Annotated in this window: 18 protein-coding genes, 1 pseudogene and 1 riboswitch; of the genes and pseudogenes, 4 read left to right on the plus strand and 15 right to left on the minus strand. The window is 56.4% G+C overall.

The genetic code is table 11. The features are described from left to right. Positions 1-259: 259 nt before the first annotated feature. From H6973_14680 to H6973_14700, 5 genes are all read right to left on the minus strand, one after another. Positions 260-2542: an RCC1 repeat-containing protein gene (locus tag H6973_14680; protein MCP5126831.1), complete on the minus strand. Its 2283-nt coding sequence runs from the start codon at positions 2540-2542 to the stop codon at positions 260-262. 208 nt (positions 2543-2750) lie between these two features. Continuing rightward, positions 2751-2833, minus strand: a riboswitch (cyclic di-GMP riboswitch). Then, positions 2803-3087: a hypothetical protein gene (locus tag H6973_14685; protein MCP5126832.1), complete on the minus strand. Its 285-nt coding sequence runs from the start codon at positions 3085-3087 to the stop codon at positions 2803-2805. (Overlaps the previous riboswitch by 31 nt.) 93 nt (positions 3088-3180) lie before the next feature. Next, entirely contained in the window at positions 3181-4377 is a 1197-nt protein-coding gene (locus H6973_14690; protein MCP5126833.1) for an acetyl-CoA C-acyltransferase, read from the minus strand. Between the two features lie 18 nt (positions 4378-4395). Further along, positions 4396-6756: a 3-hydroxyacyl-CoA dehydrogenase/enoyl-CoA hydratase family protein gene (locus H6973_14695; GenBank protein MCP5126834.1), complete on the minus strand. Its 2361-nt coding sequence runs from the start codon at positions 6754-6756 to the stop codon at positions 4396-4398. 96 nt (positions 6757-6852) lie between these two features. Further along, positions 6853-8442 carry an ATP-binding protein gene (locus H6973_14700; protein MCP5126835.1) on the minus strand — a complete coding sequence of 530 codons (1590 nt, stop codon included), beginning with the start codon at positions 8440-8442 and terminating at the stop codon, positions 6853-6855. Between the two features lie 408 nt (positions 8443-8850). Between H6973_14700 and H6973_14705 the strand changes: the two genes are divergently transcribed. Further along, on the plus strand, positions 8851-9009 hold the full coding sequence (locus H6973_14705; GenBank protein MCP5126836.1) for a hypothetical protein: 159 nt from the start codon (positions 8851-8853) through the stop codon (positions 9007-9009). A 39-nt stretch (positions 9010-9048) separates the two neighbouring features. Further along, the gene (locus tag H6973_14710) at positions 9049-10374 is read left to right on the plus strand and encodes a diguanylate cyclase (GenBank protein ID MCP5126837.1); all 1326 of its coding nucleotides are present in this window, start codon (positions 9049-9051) and stop codon (positions 10372-10374) included. Here H6973_14710 and H6973_14715 read toward each other — a convergent pair. Both H6973_14715 and H6973_14720 read right to left on the minus strand, forming a co-directional pair. Beyond that, complete coding sequence (locus H6973_14715) at positions 10323-11438, minus strand: hypothetical protein (protein ID MCP5126838.1); 1116 nt, start codon at positions 11436-11438, stop codon at positions 10323-10325. The two genes, H6973_14710 and H6973_14715, sit on opposite strands and share 52 nt — an antisense overlap. Positions 11439-11530: 92 nt before the next feature. After that, entirely contained in the window at positions 11531-11860 is a 330-nt protein-coding gene (locus tag H6973_14720) for a hypothetical protein (protein ID MCP5126839.1), read from the minus strand. Positions 11861-11925: 65 nt separating this feature from the next. On the opposite strand from H6973_14720, the gene H6973_14725 reads away from it, so the two are divergent. Continuing rightward, positions 11926-12867: an EAL domain-containing protein gene (locus H6973_14725; GenBank protein MCP5126840.1), complete on the plus strand. Its 942-nt coding sequence runs from the start codon at positions 11926-11928 to the stop codon at positions 12865-12867. Between the two features lie 54 nt (positions 12868-12921). Here the strand turns inward: H6973_14725 and H6973_14730 are convergent, their stop codons facing one another. The 8 genes and pseudogenes from H6973_14730 to H6973_14765 all read right to left on the minus strand — a co-directional run bounded on the left by H6973_14730 (position 12922) and on the right by H6973_14765 (position 20170). After that, a complete protein-coding gene (locus H6973_14730; protein ID MCP5126841.1) occupies positions 12922-13785 on the minus strand; it encodes a pseudouridine synthase in 864 nt (287 codons plus the stop codon). After that, positions 13778-14368, minus strand: coding sequence for an SMC-Scp complex subunit ScpB (gene scpB / locus H6973_14735; protein ID MCP5126842.1), 591 nt, complete (start codon positions 14366-14368; stop codon positions 13778-13780). The genes H6973_14730 and scpB overlap by 8 nt, the downstream gene beginning before the upstream one ends. A gap of 9 nt (positions 14369-14377) precedes the next feature. Then, entirely contained in the window at positions 14378-15166 is a 789-nt protein-coding gene (locus H6973_14740; protein ID MCP5126843.1) for a segregation/condensation protein A, read from the minus strand. A gap of 15 nt (positions 15167-15181) precedes the next feature. Beyond that, positions 15182-16192, minus strand: a complete 1011-nt coding sequence (locus tag H6973_14745) for a tryptophan--tRNA ligase (protein MCP5126844.1) — start codon at positions 16190-16192, stop codon at positions 15182-15184. A gap of 26 nt (positions 16193-16218) precedes the next feature. After that, positions 16219-16869: a site-2 protease family protein gene (locus H6973_14750; GenBank protein ID MCP5126845.1), complete on the minus strand. Its 651-nt coding sequence runs from the start codon at positions 16867-16869 to the stop codon at positions 16219-16221. Positions 16870-17012: 143 nt separating this feature from the next. Further along, complete coding sequence (locus H6973_14755) at positions 17013-18638, minus strand: MCP four helix bundle domain-containing protein (protein MCP5126846.1); 1626 nt, start codon at positions 18636-18638, stop codon at positions 17013-17015. Between the two features lie 119 nt (positions 18639-18757). Beyond that, a pseudogene (locus H6973_14760) lies at positions 18758-19455 on the minus strand (Uma2 family endonuclease). A gap of 94 nt (positions 19456-19549) precedes the next feature. Further along, positions 19550-20170, minus strand: coding sequence for a threonylcarbamoyl-AMP synthase (locus H6973_14765; GenBank protein ID MCP5126847.1), 621 nt, complete (start codon positions 20168-20170; stop codon positions 19550-19552). A 145-nt stretch (positions 20171-20315) separates the two neighbouring features. On the opposite strand from H6973_14765, the gene H6973_14770 reads away from it, so the two are divergent. Then, positions 20316-20867 carry a septation protein A gene (locus tag H6973_14770; protein ID MCP5126848.1) on the plus strand — a complete coding sequence of 184 codons (552 nt, stop codon included), beginning with the start codon at positions 20316-20318 and terminating at the stop codon, positions 20865-20867.

The following is a 20867-nucleotide window of genomic DNA, read 5'->3' on the forward strand; positions in this document are numbered from 1 at the left end:
CTTAGTATAAAAACCATGTCTGGAACACTACCCGGCTAACCTCCGGTAGTCCTCCGGCAGTTCTTGCAAGAAATCTTCAAATGTCGTATCCATGTTTCCAAAGGGCAGGCTCATGGCGGTCGGTCTTCCGGTCGCTCGGGTTAAAAGGAACCTTGAGCCTGCCATTATTTCATATGTTTTTCAATCATTTAACCATTAAGTTGGCGCGTATGGGGAAAAACACCGGGTCCTCTATAACCTTCACCAGAAAGCGGATGCTTCATTCCTCGTTGAAGAGATTGAAGGGATCCGTTCCAGTTCCTTCAGGCGCCACGACGGGCACTGGATGATACACCCGACCGACCGCTTTCTCACCCAGTTGACCCACAGAGTTGTCACCCCAAGTCCAGACCCTCCCGTCGCTGCGCAGGGCGGCGGTATAGCCATTACCCGCGGTGACCTGGATCACGTCGGTCAGTCCCTCCACTGGCGCTGGATCGTTACGCTCGGCGTTGCTTTTATCAACGCCGAGCTGACCGGCGTAATTACTACCCCAAGTCCAGACCAAGCCATCGTCCCGCAAGGCCGCCGCATGATTGTCGCCCGCCGCGATTTGGCGAACATGCGTCAAATCAGGAACAGGTGTCGGCATGGCGTATTGAGTATTTCCACGCTGACCCCATTGCCAAACAGCACCGTCCTGGCTTAATGCCAAGGTTTGATTCGGCCCGGCAGCGACGCTTTTAATCGCCTCCAGCGAGGGTGCCCGGTAAGGCGAAAGGCGGTTTATATTGCTGCCATCCCCGATTTGCCCAGCGTAATTACCGCCCCAGGTCCAAACGGTTCCCTGATCGTCGACAGCCGTCGTGTGAATGTCTCCCGCGGCGATCGCCACGCTGCCCGGCAACTCGGGGACCACGCCAGGGATCGCCCGGTTCATGGTCGACCCATCGCCCAACTGCCCCATGAAGTTGGCACCCCAGGTCCAAATCGTTCCATCTTGGCGCAAGGCTACGCTATGTCCCGCACCCGCGGTGATGGTAGTCACTTCCGTCAGCGCCGTGACGGCGACCGGATCGGCGCTCAGGGTCCCGCTGTTTCCATCGCCCAGTTGGCCGTCGAAATTAGCGCCCCATGCGCGGAGGGTGCCATCGCGGCGCAACGCCAGCGTATGATTCGCGCCGGCGGACACCGCAACCACGTCATCCAAACCTTCTACAGAGCCGGGAAGGAGACCCTCCCAAGTCTGTATGCCATGACCTAACTGAAAAGTGTCATTCGATCCCCAGGACCACACGGCGCCGTCACGCCGCAGGGCCACCACATGCCTTGCCCCACCGTCCAGGGCGATCACTTCCGTCAGACCCGCGACCGGTTGGGGGGTATGGCGGGCGAAAACTGACCCATCGCCTAGTTGGCCATTGTAATTAGCACCCCAGGCCCACACCTCGCCATTGGCGCGAACCGCCAGCGTACTGTCGCCACCGGCGGTCGTGAGCACGATATCCTCCAGCGCCGTAAAGGACGTCGGCAGCAAGAGACTGTTTGGCTGTTCGTTCCCCAACTGGCCACTATAATTGGCTCCCCAGACCCAAAGCGTTCCTTCGTGATCCCGTGCGACGGTATGAGAGGCGCCTGCAGCGATCGCGGCGATCGGCGGTAAGCCTAAGGCGCGGACCGGCCTCGGTTGTCTCCGAGCTGTTGTGCCGTTGCCTAACTGACCGTCCCAATTGGCGCCCCAGCCCCACACGGCGCCATTGCGACGCAAGGCCATGGAATACTCAACGCCGGCCGTAATCCGGGCCACCTGATGGATGCCCCGCACGCGCGCCGGGATCGCGCGGCTGGTGATCCCCCGTTCCCCCAACTGTCCAGAATTATTGGATCCCCAACTCCAAACTGTCCCATTGCGACGCAACGCCAGAGTATGCATAGAACCAGCGGCAATCGCTACGACATCGCGCAAGCCCGCGACTGGCATCGGGGAAGGATGCGCAGTCGTTGTGCCATCGCCGAGTTGACCCATGTCGTTAGCGCCCCATACCCACACGGCGCCGTCCCGGGTCAAGGCCACGCCATGGCGATCCCCCGCGGCAATGGCTGTAACATTGGTCAAACCAGCGATAGGTTGTGGCTGTAAGCGAAGATCTCCGTTCGCATCGCCCAATTGACCGCTGAAGTTGTCACCCCATGCCCATACCACGCCATCCCGGTGCAAAGCGAGGGAATACCCACTGCCTGCCGAGACAGCGACGATCCCCTGCAAGCTCTGTACAGGCGCGGGGATCGCACGACTGTTCGTCGTGCCATCGCCGAGTTGGCCCCTGTCATTACCACCCCAGGTCCAGACTGTACCGTCTGCACGCAAGGCAATCGTATGCGTCCATCCCGTAGCAATGGACGCCTCTATCCGGGTTGAAGCGATCGATTCACCCACCCCCGCCGTTTCCACCGTGACCGGAGCGGCAACGAGTACGACCGCGAACAGCGTCGTTAGCAGACGCGCCAAATAGGATGCGCAAAGACACTTCTCTTGAGGCTGCTGACCAGAAACTGTTTTCATGACCTATCCTCCATAAGCAGGCTCCCACCGTGGCTATATGAACGCTCGTCAGAACCACCGGGGATGAAATCAGCGCATTTCGACCTGGCCCTGCCGGTTGGTTTCGTCTTGCGTCCTTTAACCCGGCAGAGGGTTCCTTGCTCCGTCGCTCCCATCATTCGCCCGATAAAAAAGCCGAATCATCGAGAGCCACCCCTCACAGGCCGCTCACGGCAATCCGGCTGTCCTGGCATCGCGTCAGGATCCGCGACTTTCCGCCCCTACCTTACAGTAGGTTTAGCTTTTAACGTATCATTTATATAGCACAAAATCCCATAAAAAGCATCAGGATTTTTCGCATTTCGAATGGTTGCAAGACAGATCGCTGCTATGCCGATTTCAGCAGGGTAGGGTATCGTCCGGTCGCTAGCGATTGGAGCGGCGACGGCGTTGCCAGGATTGGGGTCTTCCGTAACGGTAACTGGTATCTGAATGCCAATGGCAACGGCCAGTGGGATAGCTGTTGGCAGGATGGTGGCCAAGATGCCTGCTTCAATTTCGGCCAAGCCGGAGACTGGCCAGTAGCGGGCAAGTGGTAACCAAAAAGGTAAAAAGGCCCGCCGACTCACATCGACGGACCTCTTGCTAACACGCCTGAGCTACAGCGCCTCGAAAATCCCTGCCGCGCCCATGCCGGTGCCGATGCACATGGTCACCATGCCGTACTTGCCCCCACGCCGGCGCATCCCATGCGCCAGCGTCGCCACGCGAATCGCCCCGGTCGCGCCCAGCGGGTGACCGAGCGCAATTGCGCCGCCCAGAGGATTGACCTTCGCCGGATCGAGATTTAGCTCACGGATCACCGCCAGACTCTGCGCGGCGAACGCTTCGTTTAACTCGATCCAGTCCAAATTCTCCTGACGCAATCCCTCTAGTTCCAGCGCCTTGGGAATCGCCGCGATCGGCCCAATGCCCATGATCTGTGGCGGCACTCCAGCCACCGCGTAACTGACAAAGCGAGCCAGCGGCTTCAGATTCAACTGCTTGACCATCCGTTCGCTCATCACCAGCACTGCCGCCGCTCCATCACTCATCTGCGAACTGTTGCCAGCGGTCACGCTGCCTTTCGCGGCGAACACCGGTTTCAATCGGGCCAGCGCTTCCAGCGCACTGTCGGGACGCGGGCCTTCATCATTCTCGATCACCCGCTCGCGCACCTTGACCTGAACCGCCTGTATATCCGGCGACCGGTCCAGCACGGTATAAGGCAGAATTTCCTGGCGGAACTCGCCATTGGCGATCGCGGCGACGGCCCGGCGGTGACTTTCCACGGCAAAGGCGTCCTGATCCTCGCGCGATACCTTCCACTCTTGCGCCACCTTCTCGGCGGTCAACCCCATGCCGTAGGCGATGCCGACATTTTCATCGGCGGCAAAGACCGCCGGATTGAGGGCGATCTTATTGCCGCCCATCGGAATCATGCTCATGGTTTCCGTGCCGGCCGCCAGCATCACATCCGCTTCACCCAAACGGATGCGATCGGCGGCCTGCGCCACCGCCTGCACCCCGGAAGCGCAGAAGCGATTAATGGTCATGCCCGGCACACTGTCCGGCAATCCGGCCAGCAGCAGACCGATGCGGGCGACATTCATGCCCTGTTCGCCTTCCGGCATGGCGCAACCGACGATGACATCACCAATCTGTTGCGGGTCCAAACCTGGGCACTGGGCCACGACCCCACGCAGGACATGGGCTAGCAGGTCGTCCGGGCGGGTGTTGCGAAAAACGCCGCGCGCCTTGCCCACCGGAGTGCGTACCGCGGCAACGATGTAAGCATCCTGAATCTGTTTGCTCATAGCGTATTTCTCCTGCAATCAGTTGCGCAACGGCTTGCCGGTGCGGAGCATGTGCTCGATCCGGGCATGAGTCGGCGGGGCCTTGGCCAGCGCCACGAAATTGCGCCGCTCCAGACCGAGCAGCCAGTTTTCATCGACCAGCGTGTTAGGGTCGAGGTCGCCGCCGCACAGCGCCTCGGCAATGTCCAAACCCAGGCGGTAATCGTGGGCGGAAATGAAACCACCGTCGCGCATGTTGACCAGCACCATCTGGCAGGCGGCGATGCCGGTGCGACCGGCCACGCGAATCTGACGCGGTTGCGGTGGGCGGTAACCCGCTTCCGCCAACGCCCGGACCTGAGCCTTGGCGACGTGCAACAGTTCGTGGGGATTGAAGATGATGATGTCGGACGGCTTGAGATAGCCGAGTTGCTTGGCCTCCTCGGCGCTGCGCGAGACCTTGGCCATGGCCATGGCTTCAAAGTACGGCCGCAGGAACGGCAGCAGGTCGCTGCCCTTGGCCTCAGTCATGGCGCGCAGGGCGAACTCCTTGCAGCCGCCGCCCGCCGGGATCAGGCCCACGCCGACCTCGACCAGACCGATATAGCTTTCCAGCGCCGCCACCACCCGGTCGCAGTGCATTAAAAACTCGCAGCCGCCGCCCAGCGCCAGGCCCTGCGCCGCCGCGACCACAGGAATCGCGGAATAACGCAAGGCCGCGGTGGTTTGCTGGAATTGCGCGACGATGCGCTCGAAGGCGTCGAAATCGCCAGCCAGCGCCACCGGCACCGCCTCGGCCAGATTCGCTCCCGCGCTGAACGGCGCGCTGGTCTGCCATAGCACCAGGCCGCTGAACCGCTGCTCGGCGATCCTCAAGGCTTCCTGTACCCCGGACAACACATCGTTGCCGATGACATGCATCTTGGTCTTGAAACTGACGATGCCAATATCATCGCCGGTGGTCCACAACCGCACGCCGGGATTCTCGAACACCGTTTCGCCGTAGTGATGCGGCGCTTCGCCTAACACCTGCTCAGGATAGAGTTGACGCTGGTAAACCGGTAGCGTGGAGCGCGGTTTGTAGGCATCTTCCGCTGCGGAGTAGGAGCCTTCCGGGCGATGCACGCCATCGACTTGGCGCACCCAGGCCGGCAGCGGCGTTTTGGTCATGGTCTTGCCAGCGGCGATGTCGTCCTCGATCCAGGCGGCCACCTGCTTCCAGCCAGCGACTTGCCAGATTTCAAACGGCCCCATGCTCCAGCCAAAGCCCCAGCGGATAGCGAAATCAACATCGCGCGCGTTGTCAGCGATTTCCGCCAGCAGCACGGCGGCGTAATGGAAGACATCGCGATGAATGGCCCACAGGAATTGCGCCTGGGGATGGTCGCTGGCGCGCAAGGCGGCGAATTTTTCCGCTGGGTTCTTGATCTTGAGAATGGCCTGCACGGCTTCATCCGGTTTGGCGCCGGCGTCCCGATAATCCCCGGTCGCTGGGTCCAGCACCTGTTTGCCCTTGTTGGCGTAAATGCCGGTTTTGGTCTTTTGCCCCAATGCGCCTTTTTCAATCAGCGCCTTCAGCCAGTCCGGCGCAGTGAAATATGACCGCCACGGATCGTGTTGCAGCGCCAGCGCCGAACCCTGGATGACATGGCCCATAGTGTCCAGGCCCACCAGATCAGCGGTGCGATAAGTCGCGCTCTTGGGTCGGCCAATCGCCGGACCGGTCAGCGCATCGACCAGATCGAGACTCAAGCCAAACGCCTGGGTATGATGCATCGCCGCCGCCATGGAAAAGACGCCGATGCGGTTGGCCACAAAATTCGGCGTGTCCTTGGCGCGCACGACGCCCTTGCCCAAGGTGCTGACCAGGAAAGTTTCTAACTGATCGAGAATCGCCGAATCGGTGGCAGCGCAAGGAATCAGCTCGGCTAGGGCCATGTAGCGCGGCGGGTTAAAGAAATGGATGCCGCAAAAGCGTGGACGCACGCTTTCCGGTACTGACTCAACGAGCAGGTTCAGGCGCAGACCAGAAGTGTTGGTGGCCAGAATCGCCCGGTTATTCAGATAGGGCGCGATGCGCTGGTAGAGATCGGCCTTCCAGTCCGGGCGCTCGGCGATCGCTTCAATCAGCAGGTCACAGCTTCGCAATTCCTCCAGATGCTGATCGTAGTTGGCCGGTTGAATCAGCGCCGCCCGTTCCGAAACAGCCAACGGCGCAGGGTTCATTTTCGTCAGGTTAGCGATGGCTTTGGTGGCGATCCCATTGGAATCGCCGTCCCTGGCCGGCAGGTCGAACAACATTACTGGCACATCGGCGTTGGCCAGATGGGCGGCGATTTGCGCGCCCATTACACCTGCGCCCAGAACCGCCACCCGGCGGATCGATGCGGCACTCGTCATGGGTTGAAATCCTCGTTAGGGCAGTCATGAGTTTAAAAAATAAAGCCGGGAATGCGTCCCGGCTTTCTCAATTTGGCTAATCCTCCCTTTACGACCTTACATTCCCCATACTTGAATAGAGTGGGAGCCATAGGATTCGCGGCGCTGAAATATTTTTTCTTCCCATGAGACGCCCGGTCTCCGATCGAAAATCAGGAGATGACCATCAGTCGTTCCCACCTGATCCAGGTAAGCAGCGGTCTGCTCCAAACCTTGTTGCAGGGTGGCGTCGAGCGATTTATTCAGCAGTTTCAGCTCAAGCACGACCCACTGCATCGGGCCGAGAAAACCCTGCTGCGCATCCAGCGGCCATTGCAGCAACAGGTCGGTGCGCCGCCGCCCTAGCCCGTATTCCCGGTCAATCCGCCCGCCACCGTTGACGATCCGTTGCAAAAAGGCTTGCAGCAACAGTTGTGGCCCGGCTTCTTTGTATTGGAAACGCTCGACCCAATGTTCGGCATGTTCCCGGAAAAATTGCTGGAATGCGGTCAGCAATTTATGCATATCCAGCCGATGATCGGGTTGTAAATACCAGACGCTCTCCTGGACGGTCATCTCTTCGGTGCTGGCGGTCAGTTGCCGGGGGATCACTTCCCGATAAATCGGGTTGGCGATGCGCAAGGGTTTGTCCAGGGCGACCAAGCCCAGGTCCCGGACATAGTCAATATCATCCAGCGGCAGGTCTAGCGCGCTGTCCTGGCCGGTCAGCAGCGGTTCGATCACGCGCTGCACCCGTTCCTCACGCAGTTTGTCGGCCAATTGATCCAGGTGAGTTTCACGACGCAAGATCAAGTTCTCCTTCGCTTGAACGATCTGCTCCACCGTGATCGGCTGTGTTCGATCTCGCCCGGCTTTCATCTTGAAACAGGCTTCGTAGCCCAGGGCATTGACCAACCACGGTTGCCCCTGCGTCAAGTCCCATACTTGCGCCAACACGCCCTCTGCAAATTTCTGGCTCGTGGCTTCAGTATGTTGCTGATAGAGCAGGGTGACCTCAGCGGCGCTAAAACTGCCTAAGCGCAAAGATTCCGCCTTGATGTTGAAGGCCGACCCTCCAGTGATAATCGCCTGGCCTCCCGTGTGGATGCGGTAATCGCGCACATCGCGTACCCCGCATAGGACAACAGTCTGTGGGAAAGCATGGGGTCGTTGAACGTAGCCAGCGCGAATTTGCCGCAGCAGGGAAATCAGGGTATCGCCTACCAGGGCATCGACTTCGTCCAGTAATAACACAATTGGCTTGTCGTTCTGCTGCGCCCAATTTGATAGCAGTACGTTTAACGCACTGCCGCCTTGTTCCGCCCATGCCGTTGGCGCCCAGGCTCGGAGTCGGTCATCCTGCAAGTAGAGAGCAGCAGCAGCGGTGATTTGCGTCACAATCGTATGCATTGCCGCGTCGACGTTGCCGCGATACGCTTGCGCCGCTTCGATATTGGCGTACAGACAGCAATAACGTCCCTCGCGATTCAGGCGTTCCATCAGCGCCAGCAGCACCGAGGTTTTACCAGTTTGGCGGGGCGCATGAAGGACAAAATATTTTTGCTGCTCAATCAGCATCAACACATCGTCAAGATCAATGCGGGAGAGCGGCGGCAAGGTGTAATGCCGAATGGCATCGACTGGACCAGCCGTATTGAAAAAGCGCATGGCGGATTTTCCGTACAATGAATGAAGAAAGCGCAGGTCCACGAGTCATGGTGGTTCAGTCTTCGGCCAAATCCAAACGGTGCTCGATATGTTCGGCAAGACGATCAATGTTATAATTTTAATCCTACTTGCGCATTATCCGCTCACTCCCTAGTTTTATAATCATCGGAAGCTGCTGATTTGAACACTTCGGAATCGGACAACGCTTCTTCTTAGCAATCTATCCCCACGGGCGAGACTAAGCAACCGTAAAAAAGTAAGGTTCTTCGAGGGTTCTTGTGGAATTAATGCAGCAAAGCTGCAGGTCAGGCCTTCGCGCTGTGGATAATCTATCCACAACAAGTAATATAGAGAATTATGATTAAAAATCAAGAATCAGTTTATTGCTCTGGTGCTGGGAGCGTGGTGATGGCGACGACTTGCCAGAATCTGGAGACCATGGGCCGGGAAAACCACCTGGAGGATACGATGACTGCCTTTACCGATTTGGAACAGATCTTTGCGCAAGCCTGTGAAACGTTGATCACTTTGCCCGAGACCCCAGAACTATCCTTACCATATGTGTGACATTTAATCTCACTCTCAGGCCGCCAAGGGACCCATCACATGAACGCCAATGCCTCTTCCCAACTCTCCAGGGTTCTGGTAGTTGACGACGACGACACGATTCGTTTTCTGGTGAGCTTGGCGCTCGAACAAGCTGGATTTCAAGTTGAGCAAGCCGTAAATGGTCGCCACGCCTTGATGGTCTTCGAAACTGTGGTTCCCGACCTGGTCATCATGGATGTGATGATGCCTGAACTGGATGGATTTGCCGCCTGCGCCGAACTGCGCCGGCGCCCAGACAACACGTTGCTGCCGATTTTGATGATGACCGGTCTGGATGACCATGAATCGATCGATCAGGCGTTCAATGTCGGGGCTACTGACTTCATCACTAAACCGATCAGCTATCCATTGCTTGGACATCGGGTGCGATACTTGCTGCGCGCCAGCGCCGCGATGATGCGTCTGCGTGAAAGCGAGCGGCAGCTTGCGACTGCTCAACGCATGGCGCAACTGGGATACTGGCAATGGAGTCATGGACAAGAATGTCTTCGCCTCTCGGCTGGCGTATGCGCAGTCCTGGGCTTTGACGCCGCGACGCCCGATATTCCATTATCCGTGCTGCTCAACTTCGTTCACGAGGAAGACCGACCTCGGGTCTGGCAGTGGTTTACCGACGTTTGCGAACATGGAAACTCTCAAGAGATCAATTATCGGATTCTGGATGCACGGGGCGTCATGCGTTATGTGCGGCAACAGGTCGAGACATTATTTGATGAAAAGCGCCGCACTCTCCAGTTGTACGGCACTTTGCAGGATATCACCAAACTGCGACAGGCTGAAGAGCGTATCCGTGAACTGGCTTTCACCGACAGCCTGACTCAATTGCCCAATCGCGCCTTATTCAAGGATCGCCTCGGTGAAGCGATCAAACTCGCTAAACGGCATGATCGCCTGCTCGCGCTGCTGTTTATGGATTTGGATAATTTTAAACGCATTAACGATACGCTTGGCCATCACATCGGCGATCTTCTGCTCCGGACCATTGCTGAACGCTTGAGAGAGAGCTTGCGCACCAGCGACTCGATTGGTCGTAAAAGCATGGACAGTCTGGATGACGGCGTGGCGTGGCGGCAATGTAATATCGCACGACTTGGCGGCGACGAGTTCACCGTGCTGCTTGCCGAGATTCGCCGCTACGAAGACGCTGCAGTCGTTGCCGAGCGTATCCAGAAACAACTGTCGCGACCGCTGATGCTCGACAGTCATGAAGTTTTCATCACGCCCAGCATTGGCATCGCTATTTTTCCTCCTGTAAATTTTCCTGTGATGCTCTATGCGTTTGAAACTAACCGCAAGTTTGACGGATCATTCGCGGCTTCTTGAGGAAACCAGACAGAATCCCATTCATTATTGAGTTCGATCACCTTTAAAATGCCTAAACTTCGACTTCCTGCAGGACGCCAACTCATCCCTTTTTTCTTCTGACGACGTCCGATAACTTGATCACAGCCTTTCTCGATAGAACCACTTCCGATGGGTTTGCCTGCAATCTGACGACTTCGATAATCGATAATTTCATGCTGATGTTTTTCAAGATAATTGATCAGTTCAAGATGCTTTTCTGCATTTTTGGGTTGCACCTGCTCGACTAAGTAATTCAAAACCGTGACAACATCACCACGCCAGAGGTGATAGAACATAAACTTTAGATGCTGATTCTTCTCATCCTTATTCAAGGCAATCATACTCATTAAATCACGAATTTTTTTACCAAGATGGTACCAATCCAGGATAATCAGCACGGTGATACCAAATACCGCCCAAAGATGCTCACGAATGATTTTTGCGCCATCTGTAATCGCGATAATCGGCAATGGCTTTTCTTCTTTCCCATAATCTTCAATCACCCGGCTTTTCAGAATATCAGCAACCGGAATGATCGCTTTCCCCTGTCGATCAATCGGTGCGGTCAGGTATTCAAGATCGCCGTCTTTATTTTCAAAGAGAATGACGTCACTCGATACGGCAGACGTCTTCTTCGGTGCGGATTTCTCTGGCACTTCTTCCTTTATAACTGATTGTTTTCTTATACGATTTTCTTTCTGACCACGGACTTGAATGGCATCTTCGAAAATCAGAATTTCCCGACTTTCTGGGTCGTAAATATCAACATCAGGGTCAATGTTGATGACAGAACCACTCGTCTTCGATAAGGTTTCTTCCACTTGCGCGACGCACGCTTGACTGAGCGCTTGCGCCTTTTCAACCACCACATGGTGGATTTTTTGGTCACTGAGTTGTCGGAACCCGGTGACCCTCTCTATTAAATCGGATACATCGATATAGCTTAAGCGATTGCTATAATAAGCGGAGAATTCTTTTAACCGATCACTCACATAATCTTCCTGAAATTGATCCGTCAAATCAAAGTAGGTTCGATGAGGCAAACTAGGGTATTCTCGATCAATAAATCGCTGAAGTCTAAATTCAAAAGGTCCATGAAGCGTCTTAATCTTGATGGGTGTTGTCCCATTGCAAATCAAGTCTTTTTTTTATCCTGAATAAAGATGTTTTGAGCCGCTTCTAACAAATCAGCCTGAAGATCCGGTAGTGCATTTTTCTTAAATTCTTCAACTGCACCTTCAATACAATGCAAGCTTTGATTTCTCCAATCCAAAGAATATGTTCGTGTGGATCGATGATCAATAATACGACCTTCATCATCACGAAGAATCAATTCAACGGTCGGCATGGCGCTTCTCCAGATCAAAGAGGAGGCGTGGTTTTTTACAGAATTTCTGGACGCATCCTCAGCCGCCGCCCGATCGGCAGCCTTCCATGGATTTCGCCCTTTTTCAAAATCAATCAATGCCCTAATAGGCCGGCTCCAAAAGAGTTCTTGAAAAAGCAAAAAGTTAGATATCAGTATACCCTATGGTTTGTCTATCACAGGAAAATTTACAGGACCCTATTTTTCCCCGCGATGGTGATGACGCGGAAGCCTTGCTCAAGAACGCCGACATGGCTATGTATTCGGCCAAGCATCAGGGCAGAAACCTCTATTGCTTTTATGATGTTTCCCTGAATGAAACCGCCTTGCAGCGTTTAAGCATAGAAAACCAGTTGCGCAAGGCCATTGATCGGCATGAATTGTCCTTGCACTACCAACCGCAACTGGACTTGCCCAGCGGTCGTATCTGCGGTGTCGAGGCGTTGGTGCGCTGGCAAAATCCGGTGCTAGGTTTTGTTTCCCCTATCGATTTCATTCCACTGGCGGAGGAAACCGGTCTCATTATTCCCATCGGCGAATGGGTGTTGCGCACCGCCTGCCAGCAGGCCCGCATCTGGCAGGATGCTGGCTGTGGTTTATCACGCATGGGCGTCAACATTTCGGTCCTGCAATTTATGCAACCCGATTTTCCCAGTCTGGTAGCGCGAATTCTGCAAGAGACCGGTCTCAAGGCTGAAGCTCTGGAACTTGAGATTACCGAAAGTCTGTTGATGAGGGACCCTGATGGCGCTAACCGCACTCTCCAGAAACTCAAGGCATTAGGCGTGCAACTGGCCATCGATGATTTTGGAACCGGCTATTCCAGCCTGAGTCGACTCAAGCAGCTTCCTCTGGACCGACTTAAGATTGACCGGGTTTTTGTGCAGGAAGTCAACACTCGTCCCGATGACGCCGCTATCACTACTGCGGTCATTGCCATGGCGGAAAGCATGGGATTACGCGTTATCGCAGAGGGTGTGGAAAACGAAGCGCAACTAGGCTTTTTGCGGGACAAACAATGTGATGAAATCCAGGGGTACTACTTGAGCCGGCCTCTGCCGGCTGATCAGCTCACCGCACTGTTGCATCAATATCAACGGATGTAGCAAATCAGTACAGACTCAACCCGCCCGCGTTCAGCGGGCGATCGTTGAGTCACCCTATTTCGTGATATCAGGATTTTTCGGGGGTTTGCGCGGGGAGGAAGCGGGAGGACGGGCAAGCCAGGGCGTGCGTGGCATGGGAGCATCCTGGCGTGAATGACCCTGTGATCGCTCAGGCCGACGTTCCGGTGTCAGCCCAACGGCCCTCAGTAATTCATCGATTCCCGCCTCATCTAATTCGTCCCAGCGTCCCGGATGCAGGCCGCGCCGCAAGGACACTGGCCCATAACGCACCCGGATCAGCCGGCTGACTGCAACGCCCTGGGATTCCCATAACCGGCGTACTTCACGGTTACGGCCTTCGCTCAGGATAACGTGATACCAGTGATTCGCGCCCTGACCGCCGGCCTCGACGATCTCGTCAAACTGCGCTACTCCATCATCCAGCGGGACGCCTTGCCGGAGTTGTTGCAGCATGGCCGGCGTGACCTCGCCCAGAATCCGCACCGCATACTCACGTTCGATTTGCGAAGAGGGATGCATCAACCGATTCGCCAGCTCACCGTCAGTGGTCAACAACAACAAGCCCTGGGTGTTGAGATCGAGCCTGCCAACTGCGATCCAGCGCCCGTCATGCAATTGAGGAAGCCGCTCAAACACGGTAGGCCGCTCGGCGTCATCACGGCGGCTGGCAACCTCGCCCACCGGCTTGTAATAGGCCAGCACCCGGCGCCGTTGACCAAAGGCGCGCACCTGCACCGGTTGGCCATCGACGGCGATACGCTCGGCGCCGTTCACTTGAACGCCGAGTTGCGCCGGAGCGCCATTTACGGTGATGCGGCCCTGGCGAATCCAGTCTTCGATCTGCCGTCGAGAGCCGAAGCCGACCCGGGCCAGAAATTTTTGCAGGCGTTCAGACATCGGGAAATTCCGTTTGCGGTCGAGCCTGAGCAGTGCGTTGTTCGAGCGTGGCGCCGATAGCGTCCAAATCGCGCGGCGCAGCTAATGGGGGCAGTTCGCTCAGGCTTTTAAGGTTGAAATAGTCCAGGAAAGCGCGGGTTGTGGCGTACAAGGCCGGGCGGCCTGGGACTTCGCGATGACCGATCACCTTGATCCAGTCGCGCTCCTGCAAGGTTTTCATGATACTACTACTGAGGCTGACGCCACGCACTTCTTCGATTTCGCCCCGCGTGATCGGTTGACGGTAGGCGATTAACGCCAGGGTTTCCAACAACGCCCGCGAATAGTGGGCGGCGCGTTCTTCCCACAGCCGCGAAACCCAGGGCGAATAGAGGCCAGGCACCTGCAAGCGAAAGCCGCTGGCGACTTCGATCAGCTCCATGCCCCGCTCGGTATAGTCGCGCATCAATTCCAGCAATGCCTTGCGCACAGCGTCGCGTTCGGGGCGCTCGCTTTCAGGAAAAACATCCAGCAATCGCTCCAGCGACAACGGTTCGCCAGCCGCCAGCAGCACGGCTTCCAGGATCATTTTGAGTTCCGGCATGGCGACGGTTCAGATGCGGCGGCGCAAATGAATAGATGCGAACGGCTCCACCTGGACCAACTCCAAAAGCGCTTCACGCAACAATTCCAGCACGGCCATGAAAGTGACGACCACGCCGCGCCGCCCTTCCTCCGGGTGAAACAGTGCGGTAAAGGGGGTAAATTGCAGGGCGTCGAGACGTTCCAGCACCTGGCTCATGCGCTCGCGCACCGACAGGGCTTCCTGCTGAATATGGTGGCGACCGAACAATTCGGCGCGGGTCATCACCTCGCGTAAGGCATTCAGTAAATCGGCCAGGCTGACCGGAGGCGGTTCGCGCTGGAGTTGTCGTTCCGGCGGCGCGGCGCTGGCGGTGAATAGATCGCGCTCCAGGCGCGGTAAAGCGTCCATTGCCAAGGCGGCCTGCTGGAAGCGCTCATATTCCTGGAGACGACGGACCAACTCAGCACGGGGGTCCAGTTCCTCGGCTTCGGCCTGCGCCGGACGCGGTAGCAACAAGCGTGATTTGATTTCGGCCAGCCAGGCGGCCATCAATAAATATTCCGCCGCCAGTTCCAGTCGCATGGTCTGCATCAGCGTTAGATACTCCATGTATTGCCGGGTGATCTCGGCAATGGGAATATCGAGAATATTGATGTTTTGACGGCGGATCAGATACAGCAGCAAATCCAAGGGGCCTTCAAACGCATCCAGGAATACTTCCAGGGCGTCGGGCGGAATGTAGAGGTCCTGCGGAATCTGGGTCCAAGACTGGCCGCCGACTTTGGCGACAGGCGAACTATCGGCGACGGCATTCATTACTCGTTTGTTGGTTTACCCCTGACCCAATGGCCAAATCCCCACGGCTCGCCGCAGCTCTTGCAAAAACGGCGCGCTGTATTCCCGCGCCCGAGCTGCGCCGCGTTTGAGAATCTGCTCGATATAATCCGGCGTTTGCAAAAGTTCCAGATAGCGCTGGCGCGGTTCGCTCAATCGCGCGTTCAAATACTCGAACAACAGTTGCTTCATTTCACCCCAGGCAATGCCTTGCGCATAGCGTTCACGCAAGGCAGCGGTTTCTTCCACGGTCGCAAACGCTTGGTAAATCTGGAACAGCGTACAAGTATCCGGGTCCTTGGGCGCTTCCGGCGGCAATGAATTGGTTTTAATCCGCATAATCAGCTTGCGCAATGCCTTCTCCGGTTCAAAGAGCGGAATAGTGTTGCCATAGCTCTTGCTCATCTTGCGCCCATCCAGCCCGACCAGCACCGCCGCCCGTTCATCCACGACCGCCTCGGGCAGCACAAAATGCTCACCATATAAGTAATTGAAGCGGGCAGCAATGTCACGAGCCATCTCCAGGTGCTGCACCTGATCCTTACCCACAGGGATCTTACTGGCCTTGAACATAAGAATGTCCGCCGCCATCAGGATCGGGTAACAGAACAGGCCCATCGTCACGCCCTTGTCCGGGTCCTTGTCGGGATCAGCCATATTTTCGGCGACCGCTGCTTTATAAGCATGGGCGCGGTTCATCAAGCCCTTAGCGGTTACGCAGGTGAGCATCCAGGTCAATTCCAGAATCTCCGGAATGTCGGTCTGGGCGTAGAAAATGACGTTCTCGACATCCAGGCCCAGCGCCAGCCAGGTCGCAGCAACCTCCAGGCGGGAACGATGCACCAGCGCCGGGTCCTGGCATTTGACCAGAGCGTGATAATCCGCCAGAAAATAGAACGATCGCACATCCGTGCGCCGGCTGGCCTCGATAGCCGGCAGGATCGCGCCGACATAGTTGCCCAGATGGGGGGTTCCAGTGGTGGTAATGCCAGTCAGGGTAATTTCCATGGGATGACGATGAGACTTAAATGCAATCAGAAAAAGAACAGGGTCAGAATGAAATGACGGATGCTGGTGATAATCGGCATCAGTGCGTTAAACAGGCCCAGCGCCATCAACCCCACCAAGATGATCAGTCCATAAGGCTCCATCCGCGCCATGGCTTCGCCAGCTCGATTTGGCAACATTCCCGCTAACACCCGTGAACCATCCAGCGGCGGAATCGGCACCAGATTGAGGACACCGAGCATGACATTGACGTCAATACCGGCGACGCCCATCATCAACAAGGGTTCACCCAGCCAGGGTAATCCAGCCTGCAAGTGATAGCCAAGCGTCATAACCAGCGCCCAGCCGATCGCCATGACCAGATTGGCGCCTGGCCCAGCCAACGCTACAAACGCCATGTCGCGCTTGGGCTGGCGCAGGCGATGGTAATTGACCGGCACCGGCTTAGCCCAGCCGAAAATGAAGCCGCCGAAAATCGCTAGCAGCGCAGGCACCAGCACCGTACCAATTGGATCGATATGCCGCAATGGATTGAGGCTGAGCCGGCCCTGAGACTTGGCCGTGTGGTCGCCGCAGCGCAGCGCAATCCAGCCGTGGGCTACTTCGTGCAGAGTGATCGCCAGCAGCAACGGCGGCGCCAGCACAATCAGGAGTTGAATCGTATTGAGTTCTTGCATCGTATGATTATACGCAGCCTATCCAGTCGTGGACTATAGCGTTTGTAGAAATTCAGACGCGTCGCTGGACAGCGGCGCATTTTTCAAGCGCCTTCTCGCGCCCAGGCGATCAATTCGAGGGGAGTGCCTTCAGCCCTTCCGAATCAGCTTGGAGACGGAAGCATCTCGTGATCATCCAGCTTGAAGAATGCCATGAGGCGTTGGAGGTTGCGGGCTTGCTCACCCATGGCCTGACTGGCCACAGCAGTCTCTTTCACCAAGGAGGCATTCCGTTGGGTAGCCCGATCTATTTGCAAAACGGCTTTGTTGACTTGCTCGATCCCCAGGGCTTGCTCCCGAGCCGCCACTGTCATCTCGGCCACGATATCACTGACTTTCTTGACGGACGTCACGATTTCCTGAAGCGTCTTGCCAGAACGCTCGACCAGTTGGCTCCCATCTTCCACCTTGGTCACGCTGTCGGTGATCAGCGCTTTGATTTCCTTAGCGGCATCGGCGCTGCGTTGGGCGAGTTTGCGCACTTCGCCGGCGACCACGGCAAAGCCACGCCCTTGCTCGCCGGCGCGGGCTGCTTCCACGGCGGCGTTCAGGGCCAGCAGGTTGGTCTGGAAGGCGATGTCATCAATCACGCCAATGATGTCGACAATCTTCTTGCTACTGTGGTGTATGGCGCTCATAGCGGTGACCGCCTGGTCGACGATCTGGCCGCCTTGTTCGGCTTGGGTGCGAGCGGCGCTAGCCAGTTGGTTGGCTTGTCCGGCATTGTCGGCGCTGTGCTTCACGGTCGAGGTCAGTTCTTCCATGCTAGAGGCGGTTTCCTCCAAGGCGGAGGCTTGCTCTCCGGTGCGTTGCGATAGATCGGTGCTGCCTTGGGCGATCTCCGCTACCGCCACATTCATTTGCACCGTCATTTGCTTGATTTGGCTGACCGTGTTCTTTAGCTGAGCGCTCATGGCCTGGATAGCCTGGGCCTGTTTACCGATTTCATCGCCTCGGGCTATGAGTTCGGTAGGTATTTCGCAGCGCATGTCTCCCTCGGCAAGCGTACCCAGGATCGCGTTGCACCGATGGAGCGGAACCGTCACACCACGGGTTATGAACCAGCCTAACAGTGCGGCAATGACAACACTCAAGGCTATGGCGGCTATTGATTGAATTTCCAATTCCTTTGCCATGGCGCGATCTTCATTGATCATTTTTGTCGTTATCATAGCGTTTTGTTTGATGATCGCGTCGAGAGATCCTCCCATCGCGTTGGATATAGGCACCATGCGGTTCACGGCTTCGCGGTATTGGGCATGCAGCGCATGTCGTTGATCGGCACCGGCGGCTTCGACGAGGCGGGCAATGAGGTTGTCCAGCTCTACATAGATGGCTCGCCAGGCGTGGTACTCTCCTTTGAGCTGCTCAACCATGGCCCGACCCCGTTCACTGCCCCGTGGGATCGCGATGAATGTATCCCACGCTTGATCAATGGCTTGCCAACTTGTTCGGCGTTCTTTCTGGATATCGCGAAATCGCTCGCGTGCGTCGTCTTGTGTTTCCTGTGCGAGGACCGCCAATGTCTGAGCGCGAATCGCGATGCGCTCGCGGCTGAGTTCAGCCAGCAACAACATTCCTGGAAAACGATTCGCGGTGATATTGTGCATACCAGCAGACAGCGTTTGCATCGCGAATATCGCCATAACGCCAAGCAGCAATACGATGATGGCCATAGCGCCAAACCCCATGGTCAGTCGTACGCCGATTTTTAGACGGTTGATGTTCATGTTTGCCTTATCTGTTTGCCTTATCTTATGGACTCAGCCTTTCTTTTTGGATTTCTCTGGAGCATTGACGCGAATTTTCATCAAAGCGCCTGCGGGAAGGAGTCATTTCAGCGCTTTACTCAGTTCTCCAGGTGGTTAGGGTTAATGCCCAGTGTGCGCAAGCGTTCAGCCAATCGTTGCGCACGTGAGTGTTCTTCCGTGGCTCGTTGGGCTTCCTGCTCGGCCCGCGCCTCTGCAGATTGCGCCCAGCGAGCCAGCTCCACAGAATTCAAAAAGGGGCGACCGTCCGGGTTATAAATTTCGAGGGTCTGCGGCGTCAAGGCCAAGCGGATGCCCAGGCGCGGACTTACCCAGCCTTTCAGGTGCGTCGCCCGTTTCAGGGATTCTCCTTGCCGCAGCCAGATTTCCAGATGATTCTTTTCTGGATCATACAGATAGTATTCTTCGACGCCAAATTGGTCGTAAAAGCGCAGCTTGTTGGCCATCTCCACTTGGCTATTCGATGGCGACAACACCTCGAAACGACTTGCGGCGCGATCCCTTCTTCTTGCCACTGCAAGTAGGAACCACGCCGTCCTTTGGGTCGGCCAAATGCAACCAGCACATCCGGCGCTATGGGTCCAGACAGTCGCCGATCCGGCACGGGATACCACAGCAGGTCTCCGGCGATGAATACATCGTCGTCATCGGCGAAGAGAATTTCCAAATTCTCCTTGATTTTGACAATCCAGTCATACTGTTCTGTGTTCTCTGCCATAGGCTGGCCATCGCTCTCAGGATAGGGGTCGCCAGGATCAATGTAGGATAAAGGATTCATCGGTTTACCTCCATCTCAACAGGGGACGGACGGTCGCCTTCATGATCTCATGTTGCTGCAATTGTGGACTGAGCGGCGCTGAAAGAACGTCAGGTTAAAGGAACGGACTAGCGTCGCCCAGCCCTTGGCGGATCAACTGCGGCGCATCGCCGGTCAAATCGAGAACCGTGGTGGGTTCATGCTGGCCAGCACCGCCGTCAATAATCAGATTGACCTCATTAGCCAGACGGTCGGCAATTTCTTCCGGGTCGGACAGTGGCCAGTCATCGCCAGGCAGCATCAGCGTACAACTCATGATCGGTTCGCCTAACTCCGCCAGCAGGGCGCGCACAATGACATGATCGGGAATACGGATGCCGATGGTCTTGCGCCGAGGGTGTTGCAAACGGCGCGGCACCTCGTGCGTCGCTTGCAAAATGAAGGTAAATGCCCCCGGCGTGGCGGCCTTGAGCAATCGGTAACGGCGATTGTCGACTTTGGCGTAAGTGGCGATTTCCGAAAGATCGCGGCAGACCAAAGTGAAATTGTGGTGACGATCGGTTTGGCGAATGGCGCGAATCCGCTCCGCCGCTGCCTTGTCGCCGAGTTGGCAACCGAGCGCGTAGCTGGAATCAGTCGGATAGACGATGACGTTGCCTTCCCGCAACCGGGCGACCGCCTGCGCAATCAATCGCGGTTGCGGATTAACAGGATGAATTTGTAAAAAATGGCTCATGGCCTTATATTCTCATAACAGTATGCAATGCAAAGCGACCCGGCAATCTGCCTGTCTGGCGCTGTCCAGTCAAGAGAATGGCCGCAAGGCCGCTTTTCTTTTGTCCCGTTTTCCTTCCGGTACGCAACAGAAATTAGCAACCCGTATGAAATTGCTCTTCGACTTCCTGCCCATCCTGTTGTTCTTCGTCGCCTACAAAATGGCCGATATTTATGTCGCTACTGGGGTGCTGATCGTCGTGACTCTCGCGCAAACTGGCTGGATCTGGTGGCGGCGGCATCGGGTTGAGAAGCTGCCGCTGATTACCGCCGGACTCGTGCTAGTGCTGGGCGGCGCGACCCTGCTACTCAAGGATCCGATGTTTGTCAAATGGAAGCCGACCGTAGTGAACTGGTTGTTCGCAGTGGCGTTTCTGGGTAGTTGCTTTATCAGCCAGAAAACGCTGTTGGAACGGATGCTGAGCGGACAGTTGGAACTTCCCGCATCTGTTTGGGTCAAGCTGACACTGGCCTGGGCGGTTTTCTTTATCGCCATGGGCGTGGCCAATCTTTATGTCGCCTTCACGTTTGACGAGAACACCTGGGTGAACTTTAAGCTGTTTGGCATGTTGGGCCTGACCGTGGTGTTCGTACTGGCGCAGGCGGCCTACATGAGCCGTCATCTTAAACTTGACGATACCCCCCCGGAGGAGTCCTGA

This window comes from Gammaproteobacteria bacterium (genome assembly GCA_024235095.1).
GTDB lineage: Bacteria > Pseudomonadota > Gammaproteobacteria > Competibacterales > Competibacteraceae > UBA2383.